This window comes from Methylobacterium sp. PvR107 (assembly GCF_017833295.1).
GTDB lineage: Bacteria > Pseudomonadota > Alphaproteobacteria > Rhizobiales > Beijerinckiaceae > Methylobacterium.
On the sequence record NZ_JAFIBW010000001.1, the window covers coordinates 4,510,399 to 4,532,756 of the forward strand.

The following is a 22,358-nucleotide window of genomic DNA, read 5'->3' on the forward strand; positions in this document are numbered from 1 at the left end:
GGCGCGCGGCCTCTGGATCGAACGGGTGGCTCGGGCGTTTTACGGAGTTACTGTTCGTTCGGAGGTAAGCCCATGCTGCATCTCGCCGGCCTGCTCGAGGAACTCGAGCGGAGCGAGCCCGCGCGGGCCGCGATGTCGATCCTCGAGAGCTCACTCTCGCGCCGCTCGGTCGAGGAGCAGGGCGCGTTCTGGCACGCCATCGATCTCTACTACGTCTCGCGAAAGGCTCCGCCGGAAGCGACGGTGGCGGCGATGCCGCCGGATCCGATCCTGGCCGCCACCCTCTGACGCCGCCTTGCGGCGAGAGGGTTGCTGTCAGCCTAGGCCGCTGCCTCTTCGACGCCGCCGGCGGGGCGCGAAACGATCCAGGCACGCCACTCTTCCGAGGGCGCGCTGCCCGAGGTTGATTCGCTGCGCACGCAAAGACGGAGTCGCCGACTCGTGACCGCTCACGCGCTCGCTGGCACCGCCGGCGGTAGATTCCCGTCGCTCTCCGGCTCGCTCGCGCTGCCGCCGCGGGTCTCGGGCATCAGCATGAGGTAGAGCACGAAGCCAAAGGCCGCGATGGCCGCGAGCGCCAGGAAGGCGGTGGAATAGCCCGCGGACACGATGATCACGCCGGCAAGCGTCGCGCTCAAGGACGCGCCGATCCCCTGTGCGGTCGCGACGGCGCCCTGGGCCGCGTTGAAGCGGCCGCCGCCGCGGGTCAGGTCGGCCACCACGATCGGGAACAGCGCGCCGTAGACGCCCGCGCCGATCCCGTCGAGGAGCTGGACGCCGACCAGCCAGAACGGGTTGTTCGACATCGTGTAGAGCACGCCGCGCAGCGCCAGGACCCCGAACGCCGCCAGGAAGATCGGCTTGCGGCCGATCACGTCGGCCTTGGCGCCCACGAAGATCGCCACCGGCACCATCACGCACTGTGCCGCCACGATGCAGACGGCGATCAGCGAGGTCGCATGGTCCTGGCCCGACAAATGCGTGAGGAGCTGGCCCACGGAGGTGAGCATCGCCGCGTTGGCGAGATGGAAGATCGCGCAGAGCACCGCGAACAGCAGCAGCGCGCGGTTCTGCAGCAGGGTGGCGAGGCCCGAGGGCGTTTCCTGCGCCTGCGCCTGCGCTTCGCCTTCGGTCATGCCGCGGGCGAGATCGTTGTCGATGGCGTCGGCCGGCACCATCAGCATGGCGCCGATCGAGAGGGCCGCCAGCACGCCCATCAGCCAGAACACCACGACCGGGCCGAAGAAATAGGCCAGCCCGCCCGCCAGAGCGGCCGAGACCGCATTGCCGGCATGGTTGAAGCCCTCGTTGCGGCCGATCCGCTTGGCGAACATCTTCGGGCCGACTAGGCCCAGCGTGATCGCGGCCAACGCCGGCGGGAAGATCGTCCCGGCCACGTGGGCGATCGATTGCGTCGCGGCCACGAGGTAGAAGTTCGCGATGAACGGCAGGACGAGGCAGCTCGCCGTCACCGCAATGGCGCCGCCGATCACCACCGCGCGCTTGTGGTTGGTCGCGTCGATCAGCGCACCCGCCGGCGTCTGCGCGACGAGGCCGAGGATCCCGGCGATCGTCATGACGAGGCCGGTCGTCGCTTCGTTCCAGCCCTGGTCGGGGCCGCGCACCGCGATGAGATAGATGGCGAGGTAGGGGCCGAGGCCGTCACGCACGTCAGCCAGGAAAAAGTTCAGCGCGTCGAGGCCGCGCAGGGCTTTGCTGGCGGGTGCCCGGGTGTGCGCGTCCCGGGCCTGCCGGCCCCCCTCGATCCTGTCCATCGTGCCTCGATCCCCCGACCGGCGGCGGGGCCCAGCACCTACGATCCGGCCGGCCCGCCGCGTGGCTCGACGCGCGCGCAGGCAATCGGTTCCCGCAGGAGGCAGGTGGCACGCCGCCGGCTCGAGATTCCGTGTTCCGTGAGCGGCTTAGCCCGGCTCAGGCAGATCCGATGCGTCGGGATTCCCGACAGGTCCTGTCGTGTCTCCCGACAGATCGGTGCCCGGCGCGCCGAGCCCGTAGCGCTCGATCTTGGCGTACAGGAGCTGACGCTGGATGCCGAGACGGCGTGCGGCCCGAGCCCGATTGCCATCGGCCTCGCGCAAGGCCGCCGCGATCATGGTCCGCTCCAGGCGTGCCACCGCGCCGGGCAGATCGCCGGAGAGCCAGTCCTGGGGTAATCCGTCACCGGCTTTCCGCTCGGGTCTGCCCGCCGGCAGATCGATGTCGTCGGCCGCGATCACACCGCCGCGCACCAGCACCGCCGCCCGCTCCACGACGTTGCGCAGCTCGCGCACGTTGCCCGGCCAATCATAGGCCAGGAGGCGGGATGCCGCGCCGCCGCTCAGGCGCTTGCCCGACCGGGCCAGGAAATGCTCGGCGAGCGGCACGATGTCGGCAAGGCGCTCGCGCAGCGGGGGGAGGTCGATCGGCACGACATCGAGACGGTAGTACAGGTCGGCCCGGAACCCGCCCTCGGCCACGAGGGCCGGCAGATCGCGATGCGTGGCGGCGACGAGACGGACATCGACCCGTGCGGAACGGCCGCCGAGCGGCGTCACAACGCAATCCTGGATGACGCGCAGGATCTTGGCCTGCATGGCAGCCGGCATGTCGCCGATCTCGTCCAGGAACAGCGTGCCGCCCTCGGCCTGGTGAAAGGCGCCGGCACGGTCCGCGGCTGCCCCAGCGAAGGCGCCCCGGACGTGGCCGAACAGCTCGCTCTCCAGCTGGTCGCCCGGGACGGCCGCACAATTCACCGGGATGAACGGCCGCGCCCGCCGCCGCGAGAAAGCGTGGAGGGCGCGTGCCACCTCCTCCTTGCCGGTGCCGGTCTCGCCACGTATCAGCACGGTCGACGCCGTGTCGGCAACGAGACCGATGGTCTTCTGGACCCGCCGCATGCTTTCGCTCGATCCGACGAGGCCCGGATGACCGGCATGCGCGGCTTGAGCGGCGGTGTCCGGCCGGGCATGCGCCAGCATCGCGTCGAGGGCAGCGGCGAGATCCGAGCGGCCGATCGGCTTGGTGAGATGGTCGTGGGCGCCGAGGCGCATCGCCTCGATCGTGTTGGCCGGGCTCGCGAAGGCGGTCAGGACGGTCACGGGCGGCCGGTCCGGCAACGCGCAGATCTGCTCCAGCGTGGCCATGCCGTCGAGGTCGCCGGGCATGCGCAGGTCGAGGAGCACGGCCGCCACCGGGGTTTCCCGCAGCCGCGCGAGCGCCTCCGAGCCGGATGCCGCCGGCACGGGCGTGTGTCCGAGATCGGCCACGGTCTCGGTGAGGCCTTCCCGGAGGGCGCGGTCGTCGTCGACGATCAGGATGGTCGCCATGGCAGCTCCAGACAGAAGGTGGTCTCGGGCGCGTTGTCGACCAACCCGGCTGCGCCGCGATGCGCCAGCGCGATCTCGTGCACGATCGCGAGTCCGAGGCCGGTCCCGTCGGGGCGGCCGGTGACGAACGGCTCGAATAGGCTGGTGCGGATCGCGGGATCGACCCCAGGACCGGTATCGCTGACGCGAAGCCGCAGACGCATCGTTCCATCAACCGTGTCCCGCGCGGCGGCGAGGCGGACACGACCGCCGGCGGGCGTGTGCTGGAGCGCGTTAAGCAGCAGGTTGTCGAGGGCGCGCGCAACCTGGGCTCGGTCGATATGCGGGTGGTCCGACCCGGGCAGACCGTCCAGCACCGTCTCGATCCGGACGTTGCCGGCGGTCGCGAGATCCTCGTGCAGGCGCGCGCATTCGGTGAGCAGCGGGGCGATCGCGGTCGGTATCCGGTGAAGCGGCCGCGCCTGGGTCAGGTTGAGGAGGTCGCGCAACAGCGTGTCCACCCGCGCGATCTGGCCGAGCATCGCTTCGAGGGCCAGCGTGGCGCGGTTCGGATCGCCGCTGGCCAGGGCGTTCTCGGCCTTCAATCGCATCGCGGCGATCGGGTTACGGATCTCGTGGGCGATGCTGGCCGCGAGCCGGCCGGCCGTGGCCAGACGCTCGGCGGCCACGACCCGCGCCCGCGCCTCCCGCAGGCGCCCGCCCGCCGCATTGAGGGCGTCGACCAGACGGTCGAGTTCGCGCTCGCCGGTCCGGTCGAGCCGAGGCAGATCCTCGCCGTCCGGTTGCGTCGCGAGTGCGGCTTCAAGCCGCGCGATCCGGCCGGAGAACCCGTACAGGAACCGTCCGAGCAAGGCCGCCGACCCGAGCACCGTGGCGGCCAGGAAGCCGAGCCCGGCCACGAAACGCGTGTAGGTGGGGCCGTCGTTGACGCGGGCGCGTCCCATGGCCCAGGCGGTCAGCCCGGGCTCGGGCCCATGCAGCGGACAACCCTGCAGCAGCATCACCTGCGTACGGCTCGGCCGGCGTTGTGGGACCGCGTGGTCGACGCGCAGCGCCTCGGCGTTCACGGCCGCGATCGTATCGCGCTCGGCCGCCGGGACGTCCGTCTTCGGCCCGGTCCCTTCGTAGGTGGGATAGGCATAGGCGACCGAACCGTCCGACGCGCTCCAGATGCCGCCTTCGACCTCCCCGAAACGACCGAGCGCCGCCTCGACCATTTCGGCGAGGTCACCTTCAGCAATCCTGCCGCCGCGGTCGTGGACCAGCAGGGCGTACCGGTCGATGATCGCGCGACAGGCCCGCGCCACCGCGATCTCGGTCTGAGCCACCTGCACGCCGGTCGACTGGTTGTAGACGCCATACATCAGGTAGGCGGTCGCGGCTGCCGAGGTCAGCAGGAGCACCCACAGGGCAAGCAGCCGGGCGCGCAGGCTGTAGGCTGTCACGATGCTGTCCGGTCGGGCAAGCTGCGGGCTCCTCGACGGTTTCGCGCCGCCCGTTCGAAGGCTTAGCACTGGTCACCGCAGCGGCCACCAGCCCGCAGGCGGGAGTCGTGGACAAGCGGTGGCTTCTTCAAGGAGATGAGTGCAACTTTACGATGAGAATAGCGATGGGAATTCGGGTCTGGCGGTCGAAATGCCTCGCGTCGGTGCTTGCAATTCAGCGAGGTTTTGCGCAGGTGCCGCTTGAAGTGTGCGCTTCTTTTTGAATACGTGGCACTGGCGGAGTTGAGAATGTCCGCGTGACCGCGTTCCCTGGGCGAGAGAACGAGGTTGGACCGTCCTCGTATCGCGCCCGTAACCGGAGGCGGACGGTGTCTCACGCGCTCGTGAATCGGGATGCGCTCGACGAGCTGACAGCCGCGATCGGCCGGGAGAAACTCGTCCGGCTCCTTGACCGATTCGTCGTGAGCCTTGCCACCGCGTTCGAGGGTTCGGATCGCGGTCCGGCCGATTACGGGCGGGAGGCGCATACCATGGTGTCCATGTCGGGCATGCTCGGTTGCACACCCCTGTCACTGGCGTGCCGCGGCCTTGAGGAGGCCGCCAAGGCGGGCGACGACCTGACGGGATCGCTGATCGACCTCAGGAAGCTGCGCGACCGGACGGTCACGGCTCTTCGGGACATGCGGCCAGCGGTGGAGCCGTCGACCCGGCGGGCCACCGGCTGACGGAACCGAGGCATCGTCCTGTCGGCGTCGGGTCCGGGACATGCGGCCCGGAACGGCGTGACGCCGATCCCCAGTCAGGCAGCCGCCACGGCGTCGAGGGGCGCCTCGAAGGTCAGGACGGCCCCGGCACGTGGGTACAGCAGCGTCGCCGTCCCGCCGAAGCCGTGGGCGAGACTTCGGGCGATCAGGCGGGTGCCGAATCCGGTGCGGGTCGGCGGCTCCACCGGCGGTCCTCCGGTCTCTTCCCACCGGAATTGTAACGCCGGTCCGCGCTCCGTCTGGGTCACGTCCCAGGTGATGCCGACGCGGCCAGCCGCGACCGAAAGCGCACCGTACTTGGCTGCGTTGGTCCCGAGTTCGTGCAGCATGAGCGCCAGGGTCAGGCCGTGGCGCGGGCTCAGGGTCAGTTCGGGACCCGCAATCGCGAACCGTCCCGAGACACCGTCGCCGTGCAGGGAGATCGCCCCGTCCACCAGGTCGGTCAGGGAGGCGCGGGCGAAGGAGCCCTGCAGGAGCACATCGTGCGCCTTGGCGAGTGCCAGCAGCCGCGCCGACAGGGCCTCGCCGGCCGCTTCAAGGGACGCCGCGTTGCGCATGGTCTGCGCCGCGACGGCTTGGACCAGGGCCATGGTGTTCTTCATCCGATGCGCCAGCTCCTGCATCAGCAGGGCCTGACGAGCCTCGGTCAGCTTCAGCTCGGTGATGTCGCGCGACACCGCGAGGATGCGCTCAGGCCGGTCGGGCGTTGCGCCGAGCGGGGTGACGGCGACATCCCACCATCGCACCGTGCCGCCGGTCTCCAGCTCCGCCTGGAAGCGGCTCGGCCGGCCCGCGCGTGCCCGTTCCAGGGCAACCGCCGCAGCCTCGCGATCCTCCGGCCGGGTCCAGATCTCCATCCAGAGGCGACCGACCGCGTCCGCCTCGTCCCGAACGCCGAAGAGGGCCGGGCCCTCGTCGCTGGCCGTGATCAGGCGGCCGTCGCAGTCGAGCAGCTCCAGGTAATCGTTGGTCGCCTGATGACGTGCGGACCGTTCCGCCCGGACGTCGTTGGCCGGCACGAGGTCGGGGTCGGAGACCGGGCGCCGGGTCGGACCCGGCGGGGGCGCTTCGCACCCGGCAGCGAGGCGGCCGGCCTCTACCCGGCTCGCGGCTTCGATGATGCGGCCGAGCCGCCGGCTGCGCTGGCGCTCCCGGTCGGCCTGCGCGGTCGCCTGCGTCAGCAGGTTCCGCAGGCGGATGTTTTCTGCTTCAAGCGCGCCGAGGCGGTGCGTCGCCCCGTCGGTCCACGGCAACACGAGGCCCGCATCCATCGCCCGCCCCCTATGGTCCCGGCGGGCGCCTCTGCGCGGCGCGCCGCCAGCCTTCCCCCGACCGCAGGCGCGGCGACGGATTGTCGGAAGCTCAGAGGTGCCGGCGGTTCTGCCGCTTCTGGTACACTCTTCGCCCGCGACCCGGCGAATCGTTGGATGTGTTACGCTAACATGACGCGCAAGATAATCAAATGAGCCCGGTATTCGCCGCAGGGCCACACCTTACGTTTGTAACAAGATTGGCGATCAAGTCGCCTACTTGTTACGCATCAGCAGCACGAGCCAGCCGATCCCGAGTACGAAAATAATTAATCCAATCGACACGAAGACCGGCGTGCCGAGGTCGATCAGCCGGGGCGCGAGCTGCGTGGCGAAGGCCGCGACCACCAGCGCGACGGCGACGCGGGCGGCGGCGCGCTCGATGCCGCGGGTGACCTTGTCGAGCCCCTTGACCTCGATCTCGACGGTGACGCGGCCCTGCTTCAGGCGCACCAGCATCAGGTGGATCAGGGTCGGAAGCTCCGAGGCGGCACCGTAGAGGCCGACCCCCAGGGCCTCGGCCTTCTGCTTGAGCGCGGAGAGCGAGAACTGCGTCTGCATGCTCGCCCGGACCGTTGGGCCGGCCGCGGCGAACAGGTCGAAATTTGGATCGAGGTGGCGCATCACGCCGTCGGCTGTGACCAGCCCCTTGAACAGGATGGCAAGGTCGGTCGGCATGGCGAGGTCGTTCTCGCGGGCCATGTTCATGAAGTCGGTGAGCACCAGCCCGAGATTCAGCGGGATCGACGAGTGGCTCTCCACGAAGGACTGGGCCGAGACCTGGAGGCGGGTGAGGTCCGGGTTGCTGGTGCCGGTCCAGTCGAGGAGCACGGCCATCAGGCCGTCGGCATCCTGCTTGAGCATGGCGCCGATTAGTACGAGGAGCTGCGAGCGCCGCCGCTGCGACAGCCGGCCGATGATGCCGAAATCGATGAAGCCGATCTTGTTGCCGGGCATCGCCAGCATGTTTCCGGGATGCGGATCGGCGTGGAATACGCCCTCGATCAGCGCCATCTGCAGGAACGCGTCGGTGCCCTTCTGGGCGAGCAGCTTCTTGTCGACACCGGCCGCGCGGAGGGCCGCCTCGTCGTTCGGCGGGATGCCGTGGATGAAGTCTTGCACCAGCACCCGCTCGGAGCAGTATTCCCAGTGGATCTTCGGGAAGACGATGTCGTCGCGATCCTCGAAGATCTGGGCCAGCAATTCGCAGTTGCGCGCCTCGTTGAGGAGGTCGAGCTCGCCGTTGAGGCCCTCCGCGAGGTGGCGCATCTGCTCCCGCGGCTGGTAGCGGGCCATGTCGGGCCACTCGTTCTCGACGATGCGGGCGCCGTGCGCCATCAGGCGCAAATCCGCCTCGATGATCTTGCGCAGGTTCGGTCGCAGCACCTTGACGATCACATCCTCGCCCGAGTGCAACCGCGCCCTGTAGACCTGGGCGATCGACGCCGAGGCGATCGGGTTGGTGTCGAATTCGGCGAAGACTTCGAGCGGTGATCCGCCGATATCCTGCTCGAGCTGCGGCCCGATCTGCTCCCACGACACCGGCACGACCTGGCTGTGAAGCTTCTGCAGCTCCTCGGTCCAGGCGGGCGACAGGAGGTCGGGCCGGCTCGCCAGAACCTGCCCGAACTTGATGAAGGTCGGACCCAGCGCCTCGATCGCCCGCCGCAGGCGCTCGGGCTCGGACAGGCGGGTGACGTCGAGCCGGGGCTGGCGGCGCGGCAGCAGCGGCAGATAGCGCAGGCCGAGGCGGTCGACGACCCGCGTGACGCCGAAGCCGATCAGGATCGTCGCGATCTCGGACAGCCGCTGGCGGTCGCGGGCGGCAACGAAGGCTGTCTTCAGCATGGAGGGCGCGATCCGGTCCGACGGGATGAGGTGTCCGGACAGCACGAGCATAAGGACTTTTTTGCGGTCGCGAACCCGGGATGGCGAACCCTCGGGCGACTTCGGCGCTGCGGGTGGGGATCTGAGGGCGATCCCCACCCGGGTCGCGTCAGGTGCGCGGCGCCACTGCCGGGACGGGAAGCGCCGCCGGCCGGCGGGCGTCGCCGAAGCGGGCATTGACGACCAGAAGGGTCACGATCACCGCCGAGAAGGCCAGGGCCGCCAGGAAGTAAAGCCCGGCCTCGAAGCTGCCGCTGCTCTCGCGGATCCAGCCGACGATGGACGGCGCAACGAAGCCGCCGAGATTGCCGATGCAGTTGATCAGCGCGATGCCGCCGGCCGCCGCGCTGCCGGAGAGGAAAACCGGCGGCAGCGCCCAGAATGGCGCTTTGCCGCCGTAGAGACCGGCTGCCGCCACCGCCATGAAGGCCACCGCCCACAGCGAGCCGGTGGCGAGCCCCGCGAGCGCCAGGCCCGCCGCGGTGAGCATCAAAGCACTCGCCAGCGTCACCCGGCGGTCGTTGGTGCGGTCGGAGATCCAGCCGATGGTCAGGCCGCCGATCACCCCGAACACGTAAGGAACCGCGGTCATCAGGCCGGTCTGCATGTCCGACAGGCCGGTGCTCTTGAGGATCTGCGGCAGGAAGAACGCCAATCCGAGATTGGCGCCCGTATTGGCGAAGTAGATGAACGACAGGGCCATCAGCCGCGGGTCGGTGACGGCCGCGCGCAGGCTGGTTCCGTGGCTGGCCGCGACCGCCCCCTGCTCGGCGTCGATCACCGCCTGCAGAGCCGTCCGGTCCGCCGGCGCGAGCCACGCCGCGTCCTTCGGCCGGTCGGGGATCAGGGCGAGGAAGACGAAGCCGAACAGGGTGGTGGGCACACCCTCGAGCAGGAACAGCCATTGCCAGCCCTTGAGGCCCAGGACTCCGTCGAGCTGCATGATCGAGGTGGAGAGCGGCGCGCCGATCGCCAGGGAGACCGGAATTCCAACCGCGAAGGCGCCGAAGATCCGCGCGCGGTAGGCCTTCGGGAACCAGTAGGTGAGGTAGAGGATCACCCCCGGGTAGAAGCCGGCTTCGGCCGCGCCGAGCAGGAAGCGCAGGACGAGGAAGCTCGTCGCGCCCTGCACGAACATCATCGCCGCCGAGAGCAGGCCCCAGGTGATCATGATCCGGGCGATCCAGCGCCGCGCCCCGACCTTTTCCAGGATCAGGTTGCTCGGCACCTCGAAGAGGAAATAGCCGATGAAGAAGATCCCGGCGCCGAGGCCGAACACGGCCGGGCCGATGCCGAGGTCGGCGTTCATCCGCAGAGCCGCGAAGCCGACATTGATCCGGTCGACATAGGCCATCACGTAGCCGATGAAGAGCAGCGGCATCAGCCTGAAGAAGACCTGCCGGACAATCCGGTCCTGTTCGTTCGGGGGCATCGTTTCCTCTGGGTCCATGGTTCTGTTCTTGGCCCGGCAGGCTGGGATCCGATCGGGCCGCCTTACCCAGCTCAGACCCCCCTCAGGTGCCCGCCGGGCGCGCTTCGAAGGAAGGTTCGAGGATCGCGCCCCCAGCAGCGGGAGGAGAGCGTCGAGAGGGCGGAAACGCGCCCGCACCTTACGATGACGGCGCGATCGGGACCGCCACGCCGGTCAGAAGGCCGGTTCGAGGCCGCTGGTCCGGTAGGCCTCGGCGGCCTGCGGTGTCGTCAGGCCGGCCAGGAAACGTTCGGCGCCCGCCCGGTCGGTCGCGCCGCGCATGATTGCGGCCGAGAAGGTCGTCATCTCCTGCACCGGATCGGGGAGGGGGCCGACGACCTCGATGCCCGGCACGACCATCAGCTCGCTGATCTGCTGGACCGCAATATCGGCCTCGCCGGAGACCAGCTTCTCGGCCGTGAAACCTTGCGGGATGATCGTCGCACGGGCGTTCACGGCCTCGGCCAGCCCGAGCCGCGGCAGGAGCCCCGCGAAGTAGATCCCGCTCGCGCCGGTGCGCGAGTAGGCGACGGAGCGCGCCTCGACCAGCGTGCGCTTAAGCGCCTCCACGGTCGAGATGTCCGGGTGCTGTGCCCCGGCCTTCACGGCGATGCCGTAACGGGAACGCACCGCGTCGACCCGGGTCTCCGCCTCGACCCGGCCCGCCGCGATCAGGCGGTCCATGGCATCCGACAGGACAAGGACCGCGTCGGCGGTCGCACCGTCCTCGATCTCCTTCATGATGACCGCGGTCGGCGCCCAATGGATCGCCGCCCGGCCACCGGCCGACTCGAAGGCCGGCACCACGTACGCGTCGAAGGCGCCCCGCACCACGAGGGCACATTTCAATCGGGTCGCGGTCTGCTCGTCTGCCATATCGTGTCTCATCGTTTCATCTGAGAGCCGGTCGACCGTTCCGCCATCACCGCGCAGGCTCGTCGCGGGAATAGTCGCGGGCGGTGAAGCCGCCGCCCTGGTAGCGCTCGGCCACCGGGTTGCCGCTGGTCTTTCCCTCCAGCGCCGCCGCGTAGGAATCAGCGCTGTCCTGCGGCGCCCAGCCGATGGTCTCGCGGCCGTCCCTGCGCCACCAGGTCATGCGGCTGTTCTTGGAAGCGCCCCAGATCACGACCGTTCCGGCGGGGCCGAGGGTCTGGGCCAGGGTGGCGCGCATGACCAGGCGGGTCATGTCGCCGTAGGAGAGCCACGTGGCGAGCATCCGCGCGTCGGTCGGCTCGGGGAAGCAGGAGCCGATGCGCAGGAAGGCGCTCTCGACGCCGTGCTTGTTGCGATACAGGCCGCCCATCATCTCGCCATAGGCCTTGGACAGGCCGTAATAGCCGTCCGGCGCCAGGGCGCAGTCGTCATCCAGCATCTCGGTTCGCTCGTGGAAGCCGATGGCGTGGTTCGAGGAAGCGAAGACCATCCGGGCGCCCTCGCGGCGTGCGGCCTCGTAGACGTGGTAGAGGCCGCGGATATTCGGGCCGATCACCGTCTCGAACGGATGCTCCACCGAGATCCCGCCGAAATGGAGGATCGTGCCGCAGCCCTCTGCGAGCCGCAGGATCGCCGGCCCGTCCTCCAAATCGGCCAGCTGGAAGCGCGATCCCTCGGGCAGCGGGTCCGGGAAGGGCACGCGATCGGTGAGCCGGAGGGGCCAGCCGTGCTCTGCGAGGGCCCGGGTCAGGACGCGCCCGAGGGCGCCGGAGGCTCCGGTCAAAAGGACGGGTTTCTGCGGGACTATGTCGGCGCGCGCGCTCATGGTCTGCACTCCGGGATCAGGGGGGCATTGGTTCAGGCGGTCTTGGCGGCATTCAGGGGATGAGCCGCCTCCGGCAGGCGCGGGCGGCGCACGAAGATCGCCATGGCGATCACGCCCGCCGCGGCGATCAGGGCGGCGATGACGAAGGCGCTGGCGTAGCCGCCGAGATACTGCACGGCGAGCCCGGTCGCGGTCGGCCCGACGATGCCCGAGATGTTGCTGAGCAGGTGGATGAAGCCGCTCACGCCGCCGACCCGCGCCTCCGGAACCAGCTCGTGGATCGTCGCCCAGCAGGATTGCACCGAGCTCGTCAGCATCAACACCGCCAGCGCGATCAGCGCGACCGCCGCGGCGGGGCTCGGCGCGGCGTTGACGGTGATCAGCGCGACGCCCGCGATGGCGAGCGGCACGATCGTGGTGAGCTTCCGGGCGGCCAGCTTGTCGCCCATGCGCTTGTAGAGGTGGTCGGCGACGATGCCGCCGCCGACATAGCCGACGAAGCCGCAGGCCCACGGGATCGAGGCCACGAGCGCCATCTGCTGCACCGGCATGTGCAGGGCATCGGTCAGGTAGCTCGGAAGCCACGAGAGGAAGATGTAGAGGGTGTAGTTCACCGCGAACATGCCCAGTCCCAGCGACAGGGTGCTGGGCAGGAACAGGTACTCCCGCAGGGAGCGCGCGTGGTCCGATGGCGCGAGATGGGTCACGGCCCGGCTGCGCTCGACGAGGGCGATCTCCTCCGGGCTGACCCGCGGGTTGTCCTGCGGCCGGTCGGTCATCAGGAGACGCCACGCCACGACCCAGAGCAGCCCGACGGCGCCGATGGCGACGAACGCCACCCGCCAGCCGTACTGGATCGCCAGCAGGCCGACCACGGGGGCCGCGATGGCGCTGCCCACGGTCTGGCCCGAGAAGGTGAAGCCGATCGTCCGGGCGGTTTCCTCGCGGGGGAACCACGTGGTGATGGTGCGGTTCGTGGTCGAGTTCATCGGCCCCTCGGCGAAGCCGAACAGGGCGCGGACCACGAACATCTGGGCGAAGCCGGTCACCGCGCCGGTGAGCATGCACAGGATCGACCACGCGGCGGCGGCCCAGCTGTAGACGCTGCGCGGGCCGTAGCGGTCGGCGAGCTGGCCGCCCACGAAGGCGAAGATCGCGTAGCCGAAGAAGAACGTGCTGAAGATCACCCCCAGCTCGGAGGGCGACAGGTTGAGGTCCTGCTTGACGAACGGCGCCGCGACGCCGAGCGCGGCGCGGTCCATGTAGTTGATGATCCCGGCTATGAAGAGCAGGGACGCGATCAGGAATCTATACCGCTTAGCGAACATTTGGTTTCCTCCGAGGTGTTCATGTTCTTATTTTTGTTTGATCGAATGATTTCTTGAGACGCACTGTGATCGCTTCGCTCCGCTCGGGAGGACGACCCGGCATCCGGAGGTCGTCGTCACAGGAACGCGATCGTGCAGGGGCTCAGGCTCTGCCGTGACCCTGTCTGGGCGAGATCGCCGCTGGCGGGATCGATCGCAAACTCGACGAGGCTGTCGCCCTGCTCGTTGGCGACGAGCAGGTGCTTGCCGTCGGGAGTGAGCGTCATGAAGCGCGGGTCCCGGCCGCCCGAGGGCGTCCAGCCGGTGGGGTCGAGGCGCTCGGCGGACTCCTCCACGCGGAAACGGGCGATCCCATCCTGGCCTCGGTTCGAGGCGTAGACGAAGCGCCCGCAGGGCGTCACCACGATCGCCGCCGCCGTGCTCGCGCCAAAGAAGTCCGGGGGCAGGGTCGGCACGAGATGCCGGGGGATGAGTGTCCCGGACGCGGCGTCCCAGCGGCAGGTCGCGACGCTCGAGTCCAACTCGTTGACCAGGAAGGCGAGGGGTCGACCCGGGTGAAAGACGACGTGGCGCGGACCGGCCCCCGGCCGCATCGCAACCTCCGACACGATTGCGAGGCCTTCGCCCTCAATTCGCAGGACGAAGATGCGGTCGAGACCCTTGTCGGGAACGAGCACGTGCCTTCCGCCCGGCGCGAGGACCACGTGATGCGGGTGGGCGCAGGCCTGCTCCGTCCGATGCGGGCCGGGTGTACCTGAGAGCGGCAGGACGTGGCTCGCCGGTTCCAGCCCGCCGTCGGCGCGCACCGGCAGCAGGGCCACCGATCCGCTGGCGTAATTGGCGACGATCAGGAAGCGCCCGCTCGGGTCGAGGGCCTGATGCACGCTGTTGCTGCCGCCGGTGGCGGCGCTGCCGAGGGCGAGCAGGGTTCCGTCGGGCCCGGCCGCGAAGGCGCTCGCCGCCTCGCCGTCCCCCTGAACGGTGTAGAGCATGGCACGCGCCGGATCGGTCACGAGGAAGGATGGGTTCGTCAGCCCCTCCATCCGCCCGAGATGGGTCCAGCCCTCCAGGCCGGCGCCGGTGCGATACACGTCGATGCCCCGTCCGCGCGCGCGGCGGCGCTCGCTGGTGAAGCAGCCGACGAAAGCGAGGCCGAGCGGGGCAGGGCGGAGCGCGGCATCGGACATGGCGATCTCCGGGTCAGCCCCGCCGCGGGACGCGGCGCAGAAAATCAGGATTGAGCTCCGACAGGCGGTTCACCCCGATCAGCGCCATGTCGCGGTTCAGCTCCTCCTTGAGGATCCGCATCGCGTGCTCGACGCCCGCCACGCCGCCCAACGCTGCGGCGAACATGAAGGGCCGGCCGAGCAGAACAAAGTCGGCGCCCAGCGCCAGCGCCTTCATCACATCGGTGCCTCGGCGGATGCCGCTATCGACGATGATCTTCAGGCCGCCCTTCCGCGCGGCGATCTCCGGCAGCACGTCGAGGGGCGCGATGGCGTAGTCCAGCTGTCGACCGCCATGGGTCGAGAGGATCACGCCGTCGGCGCCGCATTCCCGGGCCATCTGGACATCCTCCGGGGCGAGCAGCCCCTTCACCAGAAGGTTGCCGGACCAGCGTTTGCGGATCGCCTCCAGGTTCTTCCAGGAGAGCTGGTCGCGGGCGATGGTGTTGCGCACAGCCCCTTGCGACATCATCGGTGGCCCGCGCTCGGCCTCGGTGTTCTCGAAATGCGGCGCGCCGTGCTTGAGGAAGGTCCGGGCCACGGTGCCGAGCAGCCAGCGCGGATGGGTCGCGCTCTGCCACGCGACCTTCGGCGTGACCTTGATCGGCATGGAGAAGCCGCTGCGGGTGTTGTGCTCGCGGTTGCCGAGCGTCGGCGTGTCGGCGGTCACCACGAAGGTGCGGTAGCCGGTGGCTTCCACGCGGTTGAGCAGGCGGTCGATCCGGGTCTGGTCGCCCGGCAGGTAGCCCTGGAACCAGGCCTGCGGGTTCTGGTCGTGGACATCCTCCAGCTTGATCAGCGACGAGGCGCTCAGGCACATCGGGACATTCATGCGCTTGGCCGCCTCGGCCAGGACGAGATCACCCCGATAGGCGATGAAGGCGGCTCCGCCGAGCGGCCCGATCCCGAAGGGGGCCGCGTAGGTCTGGCCGAACAGCTCGGTGGCGGTGTCGCGGGCCGAGGTATCGCGCATCAGCCGCGGCACCAGGGCGTAATCGGCATAGGCGCCCCGGCTATGCGCCAGCGCCGAGCCGGTCTCGACCCCGCCGGACACGTACTGGAAGATCATCGGCGGCAGCAGCCGCCGCGCGTGGCGCTCGAAATCGTCCAGCGCCAGCAGGTCGCGGAACCGGTAGGGCGTGACCGCATCGCTGCGTTTGAGACTGGTCACGAGCGCCTGGGGCGCGGCGATGCCCGGGGCCGTGGCATCTGCCCCACCCACCGTCGGCGCCTCGCGTTCCAGTGCACCCGGGCCGGAGACCGGCCGGTCGAGCGTCGCCATCCGCTCCTCCCTGTAGACCGTCCAGCAGACGGCTTTTGAAAGCGCTTTCAGATAGTCAGGTGGCGCGAGGGGTGTCAATATACTGCCTGTTCGAGTCGGCACCGACGCCGAGGCGCGGATGAGGCGTCGCGAGACAGCCGAAGCCGGGTGACAGGGGGGCGGTCGATTTCAGTGCTGGATCTGCCGGGTGAGATTCTCGAGCCACCGTGGCGTAGCCCGGTGGCGCGGGACGTGGCCCGCCGCGCGGGCGTCTCGACCGCCACCGTGTCCCGGGTGCTCAACGGCTCCGCGGGAGTCCGGGCCGACAAGCGCGAGGCGGTCATCCGCGCCGCGCAGGATCTCGGCTTCGTCGCCAACGGTGCGGCCCGGGCGCTCTCGACCCGCCGGTTCATGGCAGTGGGTGCGGTGGTCCCCAACATCGAGAACGAGGCCTTCGTACGCGTTCTGTCGAGTTTCCAGGACCGGCTGCGGCAGGCGGGCTACACCCTGGTCGCCGCCAATGCCGGCTACGACTTGGAGGACGAATTGCGGGAGGCGACCTTCCTGCTGGAGCGGGGCGTCGACGGGCTGATGCTGGTCGGCGACATTCACCACCCGGATCTCTACGCCCGCATCGCGAGCACCGGTATCCCGATGGTGCAGACCTTCAGCCTGTCGCGGGAGCGCCCCTGCGTCGGGTTCGACAACGCCGCTTCGGCGGCCCGGGCGGCCAACTACCTGATGGATCTCGGCCATCGCCGGATCGGTGTGATTTCGGGCCTGCGCAAGGACAACGACCGCGGCGGCGCGCGGGTGAACGGCATCGCGCAGGCGCTCGCGGCCCGCGGACTGCGGCTCACGCCGGAGCACGACATCGAGATCTCCTACGGGATCGGCGGCGGCCGCGATGGCTTCCGCCAGATGCTCGCGAGCGGTCCGCCGCCCACCGCGATCATCTGCGGCACCGACCAGATCGCCTTCGGCGCGATGATCGAGGCCCGCGCCCGCGGCCTCGCCATCCCGGGCGATCTGTCGGTGGTCGGCCACAACGATTCCGACTTCGCGCCCTTCCTGGATCCGCCCCTGACGACGATCCGGATCCACTCCGCCGAGATTGGCCACGCTGCCGGCGATCACCTGATCGCCCGCATCCAGGGCCGCCCCGTGGTGCGGCTTACCGAGATCGATGCCGAACTGATCCTTCGCGCCAGCACGGCGCCCCCCCGGCGCTAGGCTTCCGAACACAGGTAGCGCTATCTTGCTCCCTGTTTGAAATCGCTTACAAGTCGATTGATGCCGCTTCGGCCCGCGGCCGAGGCGCCCAACCTGAGACACAGCATGGCTCCCCGCATCGTTCTCCTGCACGCTACGCCGGTCGCCATGGCGCCGATCCAGGCGGCCTTCGCGGAAAACTGGCCGGAGGCCGAGACCGTCAATCTCCTCGACGACGGCCTGTCGCTGGACCGCGCCAAGGAGCCGGGTGAGATCTCGGAGGGCATGATCGAGCGCTTCGTGCGGTTTGGCCGCTACGGCCACGACATGGGCGCGGACGGTATCCTGATCACCTGCTCGGCTTTCGGTCCGGCCATCGACCGGCTGATCGAGACCGTGCCGATCCCGGTGCTGAAGCCCAACGAGGCGATGTTCCGCGCGGCGATCGCGCAGGGCGAGCGCATCGGCATGCTGGCTACCTTCGGCCCGTCCGTCGGCACGATGACCGACGAGTTCGACGAATTCGTCGGGCAGGCGGAGCGGCCGGCCACCTTGCGCACGGTGCTGGTGGACGACGCGATGGCGCGACTGCGGGCCGGCGACGCCGAGACCCATAACCGGCTGGTCGCAGACCGCGCGCCGGAACTGGGCGATTGCGATGCGATCATGCTCGCGCATTTCTCGACCTCCCGGGCGGCCGAGGCGGTGCGGAAGGTGGTGAACGTCCCGGTCCTGACGGCGCCCCACGCCGCGGTCGACCGGATGCGCGCGATGATCGAGACCGGCAGGAGCGCCTGACCCATGAAGCTCGGTGCCTTCAAGGACCGCCTCAGCGGCCATTGCGGCTTCCTGTTCACGGAGCTGCCGCTCGCGGAGCGCTTCGCCGCCGCGGCGCAAGCGGGATTCCGCGCCGTCGAGCATCCGAACCTGTTCGCGACGCCGGTGCGGGAGGTGGCGGGCTGGCTCGAACGGGCGGGGGTGCCGCTGGTCCAGACCGGCTTCCCGGCTGGCGACGCCTCCAAGGGCGAGAAGGGCTTCGCAGCGCTGCCCGACAAGGTCGAGTACTACCGCTCCACGATCGAGCCGACGCTCGACTACGTCGCGCAGCTCGGCTGCCGCATGGTCCACCCGATGGCGGGCGTCCGGCCGGCCGGTATCGAGCAGGCGCGTCTCTGGGAGACCTACCTCGACAACCTCGCCTTCGCGGCCGATGCCGCCAAGGCGCGCGGGATGACGGTGATCGTCGAGCCGATCGGGCCCGGCTCGATCGCCAATTACGTGATCGACGATCCGCTGGTTGCGGTCCAGGCAATTCGGGCGATCGGGCGCGACAACGTCAAGCTGCTGTTCGACGCGTACCACTGCGTCTGCCTGGGCCACGACCCGGCGGCTTTGATCCGCGCACATGCGCCGCTCATCGCCCATGTCCAGATCGCCGATGATCCCGGCCGTCACGAGCCTGGGACCGGCACGATCGCGTTCGACCCGATCTTCGCGGCGCTGGAGGAAGTCGGCTATGCCGGCTTCGTCGGCTGCGAGTACCATCCGGCGGCCGGCACCGAGGCTGGGCTGGGCTGGATGCGGGCGGCGACGTAGCGGCAAAACCCGCGCCGTCTTTGCGAGCGCAGGGAAGCAATCCAGGGTAGCGCGGCATTGGTCGCCGAGGCGCCGACTGGGTTGCTTCGCTGCGCCCGCAAAGGTGAGGGGCTCAGCCCAGCAACCGTGCCCGGCGCTCCAGCACGGCCGGCCAGACCTCCGGGTTGACCAGCCGCGGCGGGGTCACGCCGTTCAGGATGCCGATGATCTGTTCGGCACCCCACGCGGCCACGTTGCGGCGCGCCTCATGGGTGACGCCGGCGGTGTGGTAGGTCGCCACCACGCTCTCGAGCTTGAGGAGCGCCGACTCGAGGGGCGGCGGTTCCGGCGCCCAGACATCGAGGCCCGCCCCCGCGAGGTGCCCGGAGGTCAGAGCCTCGGCCAGCGCGGCCTCGTCGTGCACGCCGCCCCGCGCGGTGGTGATGAACAGCGCCCCCGGCTTCATCGCCGCGAAGGCCGCCGCGTCGAAACTCCCGCGCGTGGTGTCGTCGAGCGGGCAGTGCAGGGACACGATGTCGGACTCGGCGAGCAACTGTGCCCGCTCCACCGGCTCCGCCCCGCGCGCCCGGATCTCCTCGGCGGAGAGCAGCGGGTCATAGGCGAGAACCCGCATGTCGAAGCCGCGGGCGAGCTTGGCCACCGCTTTGCCGGTATGCCCGATCCCGACGAGGCCGAGGGTCGCGCCGCCGATCTCGTGGCCCATCAGTGATTCCCGCGAGAAGCCCCGCGCCGTCCGGAGCAGCCGGTCGGAGACGCAGATCTTGCGCGAAACGGCGAGCATCAGACCGATCGCGAGCTCCGCGACCGACTGGGCATTGCCGCCGACCTGATTGACCACCGCGACGCCGGCCCGGGTGCAGGCGGCGGCATCGACCGTGTCGAAGCCCGCGCCGCCCGACGAGACTGCGAGCAGGTTCGGGCAGGACGCGAGCAGTTCGTCGGTGACGTGCCAGCGGCGCGGCAACTCGTCCCGCGCCGGCGAGACGTGGAAGATATGGGCCTGCTCGAGCAGCGCCTTGAGCGCGCTGTCCGGACCCTGCAGATCGCCGATCTGCAGGTCGATATCGGGCTCGGCCCTCAGCCGCGCATCGAAGACCGGATTGATCCAGACGTTGAACCGGCAGACGCGCTTGAGAGCCACCACGACGTCAGCCCTTCACCACGGCGTCGATCGCGTCGATGACGTGATCGATGTTGTGGGTGTTGACCGCAGCCACGCAGATCCGGCCGGTCTCCAACGCGTAGACCTCGTGCTCCTCGCGAAGCCGGGTGGCCTCCGCGGGACTCAGGCCCGTGTAGGAAAACATGCCCTTCTGCGTCTTGATGGCGTCGAAGCCGCGCTCGGGATGACGCTGCTGCAGGCTGTCGGCCATTCGCTCGCGCATGGTGCGGATCCGGTCGCGCATCTCCGCGAGTTCCCGTTCCCAATCGGCGCGCAGCTCCGGATCGGTGAGGACGATCTCGACAATCGCCGCGCCGTGGGTGTGGGGGTTCGAGTAGCTCGCCCGAACCAGCCGCTTGGCGAACGCCTCCACCTTCGCCTTCGCGGCCGGGTTCTCGGCCACGATCGTCAGTGCGCCGACGCGCTCGCCGTAGAGCGAGAACGACTTCGAGAACGACGAGGCGACCAGGAATTCCTGCCCCGACTCGGCGAACAGCCGCACCGGCTCGGCATCGGCGTCGAGGCCATTCCCGAAACCCTGATAGGCGATGTCGAGGAACGGGATCAGGCCGCGCTCGGCCATCAGGGGCACGAGGTCACGCCACTCGTCGAGGCTGAGATCCGCGCCCGTCGGGTTGTGGCAGCAGGCGTGCAGCACCACGATCGAGCCCTTCGCCAGATCCTGGAGATAGGCCTTCATGGCCGGGTAATCGGCGCCGCCGGTCTCAGCCGAGAAGTAGGGATAGTCGGCCACGGTGAAGCCGGCCTGGCTGAACAGGGCCTTGTGGTTCTCCCAGCTCGGGTTGCTCACCGCGACGGTGGCGCCGGGGTACAGCTTGGCCAGCACGTCGGCGCCGGTCTTCAGCGCGCCGGTGCCGCCGATGCTCTGGAGCGTCGCGACGCGGTTCTGCGACAGGATCGGCGCACCCTTCCCGAACAGAAGCTCCTGGACCGCGTCACGGAACGGCTTGGTGCCCTCGATCGGCCGGTAGGTCTTCGGCAGGCCCTTCTCGATCCAGCGCTTCTCGGCCGTCTGCACGGCGCGCAGGCGCGGCACCTTGCCGTCCGCATCCGTGTAGACGCCGACGACGAGGTTGAGCTTTTTCGGGCTCGGATCGGCGTTGAAAGCCTCGAACAGGCGCATGATCGGGTCGAGCGGCGCGTCCTGGATGCCGGCGAACAGCGAGGTCATGATCGTCAATCGTCCCAGAGGGTCTTCGAATACGGCCGCGAAGGGCGGTTCAGTCGACCGGCGAGGATCGGTCCGAGGGCCTTATTCCGCACATCGACCGCGCGCGCCAGCGCTTCCGCGCTTATCTGCGTCCCGACGGGCCCAAGTTAAACAGAATCCGGCAAGCGACGGCGATCGTTGTCACTCGTCCAGTGTCCGAGCTCCCTTGGAGACGGGCCTTCCGGTGGCAGCGGACTCCGCCGTAGAGTGCCGGCATGTTGCGCTCTCTCGCCCTCACTCTCGCGGCCTTTCTCGCCGTCGCCCCCGCCGCCGCACAGAATGCGGTGCGGATCGGGCTTTCGGCCCCGCTGACCGGCCCAGACGCCGCCTTCGGCCAGGGGCTCCGGCAGGGGGCGGAGCAGGCGGTAGCCGACCTGAACCGGGCCGCCGGCGGCCGCCCGCGCTGGGTTCTCGTCCCGGCCGACGACGCCGGCGACGCCAAGCAGGCCGTGGCGGTGGCCCGGAAATTCTCCGCCGACGGGGTGCGTCTCGTGATCGGGCCGTTCGAATCCGGTGCGGTCGCGGCCGCCGCACCGGTCTACGAGGATGCCGGCGCCATCGCGATGACCACCGGCGCGGCCTATACGCCGCTGACCAGCCGCGGCCTCTGGAGCCTGTTCCGGCTGGCGCCGAGCGACGTGCAGCAGGGCCGGGCCGCGGCGGCATACCTCGCGAAGGCCTATGCCGGGCGCCGCGTCGGCATCCTCAACGATCGCTCGACCTTCGGGCGCGGCCTGGCCGATGCGGTCTCGGCGCGGCTGAAGGAGAGTGGCGCGCCGGAGGTGCTGTTCGACGGTTTCGCGCGGGGCACGCGCGATCTTTCCGACCTCGTCGCCCGCCTGAAGGCTGCCCGGCTCGACGCCGTCTATTTCGGTGGGCTCGCGCCCGAGGCCGCCGCGCTGCTGCGAGCGATGCGAGAAGCGGGTTTGGGCGCGGCCCTGGTGGCCAGCGACGGGATCCTCGACCCGAGCTTCCCGGCCGCCGCCGGCGCTGCCGCAGAGGGCACGGTGATGACGCTGCTCCCGGACCCGCCGCGCCTGCCCGATCCCCGCGGCGGCAAGCCGGCGTCGCGGGGGCCCGAGGCGGAGAGCGTCGCGGCCGGCGCCTACGCGGCGGTGGAACTTCTGGCCCGGGCGACCGAGCAGTCCCACGCCGCAGACCCGAAGACGGGCCGGATCGCGGAGGGCCGAAAGGTGGCCGAAACCCTCCGCGGCCCGCAGCCTGTGCGCACCGTGCTCGGTCCCGTGAACTTCGATGCCCGGGGCGATCGCACCGGCAACTCCGTGGCGCTGCGAATCTGGCGGCGCTCGCCGGAGGGGCGCATCGACTATGCCGGCAACGACGTTGAGCCGTAAGGCGGCGTAATTCATGTCGAAGACG

Annotated in this window: 19 protein-coding genes; 6 read left to right on the top strand and 13 right to left on the bottom strand. The window is 69.8% G+C overall.

Features of this window, described 5'->3' with window-relative positions; genetic code table 11:
* The first annotated feature begins 72 nt into the window (after positions 1 to 72).
* Complete coding sequence (locus JOE48_RS21305) at positions 73 to 288, top strand: hypothetical protein (RefSeq protein WP_210032702.1); 216 nt, start codon at positions 73 to 75, stop codon at positions 286 to 288.
* A gap of 161 nt (positions 289 to 449) precedes the next feature.
* Here JOE48_RS21305 and JOE48_RS21310 read toward each other — a convergent pair whose 3' ends face one another.
* From JOE48_RS21310 to JOE48_RS21320, 3 genes are all read right to left on the bottom strand, one after another.
* Positions 450 to 1,775, bottom strand: coding sequence for an MFS transporter (locus JOE48_RS21310; RefSeq protein WP_210032704.1), 1,326 nt, complete (start codon positions 1,773 to 1,775; stop codon positions 450 to 452).
* Between the two features lie 147 nt (positions 1,776 to 1,922).
* Complete coding sequence (locus JOE48_RS21315; RefSeq protein ID WP_210032706.1) at positions 1,923 to 3,326, bottom strand: sigma-54 dependent transcriptional regulator; 1,404 nt, start codon at positions 3,324 to 3,326, stop codon at positions 1,923 to 1,925.
* On the bottom strand, positions 3,311 to 4,771 hold the full coding sequence (locus JOE48_RS21320; RefSeq protein ID WP_210032708.1) for a sensor histidine kinase: 1,461 nt from the start codon (positions 4,769 to 4,771) through the stop codon (positions 3,311 to 3,313). The genes JOE48_RS21315 and JOE48_RS21320 overlap by 16 nt, the downstream gene beginning before the upstream one ends.
* A gap of 368 nt (positions 4,772 to 5,139) precedes the next feature.
* On the opposite strand from JOE48_RS21320, the gene JOE48_RS21325 reads away from it, so the two are divergent.
* Positions 5,140 to 5,496: an Hpt domain-containing protein gene (locus JOE48_RS21325; RefSeq protein WP_210032710.1), complete on the top strand. Its 357-nt coding sequence runs from the start codon at positions 5,140 to 5,142 to the stop codon at positions 5,494 to 5,496.
* 74 nt (positions 5,497 to 5,570) lie between these two features.
* Here the strand turns inward: JOE48_RS21325 and JOE48_RS21330 are convergent, their stop codons facing one another.
* The 8 genes from JOE48_RS21330 to JOE48_RS21365 form a co-directional block, all read right to left on the bottom strand.
* Positions 5,571 to 6,806 carry a sensor histidine kinase gene (locus JOE48_RS21330; RefSeq protein WP_210032712.1) on the bottom strand — a complete coding sequence of 412 codons (1,236 nt, stop codon included), beginning with the start codon at positions 6,804 to 6,806 and terminating at the stop codon, positions 5,571 to 5,573.
* Positions 6,807 to 7,061: 255 nt separating this feature from the next.
* A complete protein-coding gene (locus JOE48_RS21335) occupies positions 7,062 to 8,693 on the bottom strand; it encodes an ABC1 kinase family protein (RefSeq protein ID WP_210032714.1) in 1,632 nt (543 codons plus the stop codon).
* A 148-nt stretch (positions 8,694 to 8,841) separates the two neighbouring features.
* Positions 8,842 to 10,164, bottom strand: coding sequence for an MFS transporter (locus JOE48_RS21340; protein WP_210032715.1), 1,323 nt, complete (start codon positions 10,162 to 10,164; stop codon positions 8,842 to 8,844).
* 213 nt (positions 10,165 to 10,377) lie between these two features.
* Positions 10,378 to 11,079 carry a substrate-binding domain-containing protein gene (locus JOE48_RS21345; RefSeq protein WP_210032716.1) on the bottom strand — a complete coding sequence of 234 codons (702 nt, stop codon included), beginning with the start codon at positions 11,077 to 11,079 and terminating at the stop codon, positions 10,378 to 10,380.
* A 46-nt stretch (positions 11,080 to 11,125) separates the two neighbouring features.
* Positions 11,126 to 11,962 carry an NAD(P)-dependent oxidoreductase gene (locus JOE48_RS21350; RefSeq protein ID WP_210032717.1) on the bottom strand — a complete coding sequence of 279 codons (837 nt, stop codon included), beginning with the start codon at positions 11,960 to 11,962 and terminating at the stop codon, positions 11,126 to 11,128.
* 32 nt (positions 11,963 to 11,994) lie between these two features.
* Positions 11,995 to 13,290 carry an MFS transporter gene (locus JOE48_RS21355; protein WP_210032718.1) on the bottom strand — a complete coding sequence of 432 codons (1,296 nt, stop codon included), beginning with the start codon at positions 13,288 to 13,290 and terminating at the stop codon, positions 11,995 to 11,997.
* A gap of 116 nt (positions 13,291 to 13,406) precedes the next feature.
* Positions 13,407 to 14,477, bottom strand: coding sequence for a lactonase family protein (locus JOE48_RS21360; protein ID WP_210032719.1), 1,071 nt, complete (start codon positions 14,475 to 14,477; stop codon positions 13,407 to 13,409).
* Positions 14,478 to 14,490: 13 nt separating this feature from the next.
* A complete protein-coding gene (locus JOE48_RS21365; RefSeq protein WP_210032720.1) occupies positions 14,491 to 15,798 on the bottom strand; it encodes an alpha-hydroxy acid oxidase in 1,308 nt (435 codons plus the stop codon).
* A gap of 231 nt (positions 15,799 to 16,029) precedes the next feature.
* Here JOE48_RS21365 and JOE48_RS21370 point away from each other — a divergent pair, with 231 nt between their 5' ends.
* From JOE48_RS21370 to JOE48_RS21380, 3 genes are all read left to right on the top strand, one after another.
* Positions 16,030 to 17,010, top strand: a complete 981-nt coding sequence (locus tag JOE48_RS21370) for a LacI family DNA-binding transcriptional regulator (protein WP_312893333.1) — start codon at positions 16,030 to 16,032, stop codon at positions 17,008 to 17,010.
* 105 nt (positions 17,011 to 17,115) lie between these two features.
* On the top strand, positions 17,116 to 17,787 hold the full coding sequence (locus JOE48_RS21375) for an aspartate/glutamate racemase family protein (RefSeq protein WP_210032722.1): 672 nt from the start codon (positions 17,116 to 17,118) through the stop codon (positions 17,785 to 17,787).
* A gap of 3 nt (positions 17,788 to 17,790) precedes the next feature.
* On the top strand, positions 17,791 to 18,585 hold the full coding sequence (locus JOE48_RS21380; RefSeq protein WP_210032723.1) for a hydroxypyruvate isomerase family protein: 795 nt from the start codon (positions 17,791 to 17,793) through the stop codon (positions 18,583 to 18,585).
* 112 nt (positions 18,586 to 18,697) lie between these two features.
* Here JOE48_RS21380 and JOE48_RS21385 read toward each other — a convergent pair whose 3' ends face one another.
* Positions 18,698 to 19,729, bottom strand: a complete 1,032-nt coding sequence (locus tag JOE48_RS21385) for a hydroxyacid dehydrogenase (RefSeq protein ID WP_210032725.1) — start codon at positions 19,727 to 19,729, stop codon at positions 18,698 to 18,700.
* Between the two features lie 4 nt (positions 19,730 to 19,733).
* Entirely contained in the window at positions 19,734 to 20,939 is a 1,206-nt protein-coding gene (locus JOE48_RS21390; RefSeq protein ID WP_210032727.1) for an amino acid aminotransferase, read from the bottom strand.
* Between the two features lie 254 nt (positions 20,940 to 21,193).
* On the opposite strand from JOE48_RS21390, the gene JOE48_RS21395 reads away from it, so the two are divergent.
* The gene (locus tag JOE48_RS21395) at positions 21,194 to 22,333 is read left to right on the top strand and encodes a branched-chain amino acid ABC transporter substrate-binding protein (protein WP_210032728.1); all 1,140 of its coding nucleotides are present in this window, start codon (positions 21,194 to 21,196) and stop codon (positions 22,331 to 22,333) included.
* The last annotated feature ends 25 nt before the right edge of the window (positions 22,334 to 22,358 follow it).

Excerpts from the sequence above, each read along its gene's own strand:
- JOE48_RS21305 (WP_210032702.1), top strand. The coding sequence starts at position 73 with ATGCTGCATCTCGCCGGCCTGCTCGAGGAACTCGAGCGGAGCGAGCCC.
- JOE48_RS21310 (WP_210032704.1), bottom strand. The coding sequence starts at position 1,775 with ATGGACAGGATCGAGGGGGGCCGGCAGGCCCGGGACGCGCACACCCGG.
- JOE48_RS21315 (WP_210032706.1), bottom strand. The coding sequence starts at position 3,326 with ATGGCGACCATCCTGATCGTCGACGACGACCGCGCCCTCCGGGAAGGC.
- JOE48_RS21330 (WP_210032712.1), bottom strand. The coding sequence starts at position 6,806 with ATGGATGCGGGCCTCGTGTTGCCGTGGACCGACGGGGCGACGCACCGC.
- JOE48_RS21335 (WP_210032714.1), bottom strand. The coding sequence starts at position 8,693 with ATGCTGAAGACAGCCTTCGTTGCCGCCCGCGACCGCCAGCGGCTGTCC.
- JOE48_RS21340 (WP_210032715.1), bottom strand. The coding sequence starts at position 10,164 with ATGCCCCCGAACGAACAGGACCGGATTGTCCGGCAGGTCTTCTTCAGG.
- JOE48_RS21345 (WP_210032716.1), bottom strand. The coding sequence starts at position 11,079 with ATGGCAGACGAGCAGACCGCGACCCGATTGAAATGTGCCCTCGTGGTG.
- JOE48_RS21350 (WP_210032717.1), bottom strand. The coding sequence starts at position 11,962 with ATGAGCGCGCGCGCCGACATAGTCCCGCAGAAACCCGTCCTTTTGACC.
- JOE48_RS21355 (WP_210032718.1), bottom strand. The coding sequence starts at position 13,290 with ATGTTCGCTAAGCGGTATAGATTCCTGATCGCGTCCCTGCTCTTCATA.
- JOE48_RS21360 (WP_210032719.1), bottom strand. The coding sequence starts at position 14,477 with ATGTCCGATGCCGCGCTCCGCCCTGCCCCGCTCGGCCTCGCTTTCGTC.
- JOE48_RS21365 (WP_210032720.1), bottom strand. The coding sequence starts at position 15,798 with ATGGCGACGCTCGACCGGCCGGTCTCCGGCCCGGGTGCACTGGAACGC.
- JOE48_RS21375 (WP_210032722.1), top strand. The coding sequence starts at position 17,116 with ATGGCTCCCCGCATCGTTCTCCTGCACGCTACGCCGGTCGCCATGGCG.
- JOE48_RS21380 (WP_210032723.1), top strand. The coding sequence starts at position 17,791 with ATGAAGCTCGGTGCCTTCAAGGACCGCCTCAGCGGCCATTGCGGCTTC.
- JOE48_RS21390 (WP_210032727.1), bottom strand. The coding sequence starts at position 20,939 with ATGACCTCGCTGTTCGCCGGCATCCAGGACGCGCCGCTCGACCCGATC.
- JOE48_RS21395 (WP_210032728.1), top strand. The coding sequence starts at position 21,194 with ATGTTGCGCTCTCTCGCCCTCACTCTCGCGGCCTTTCTCGCCGTCGCC.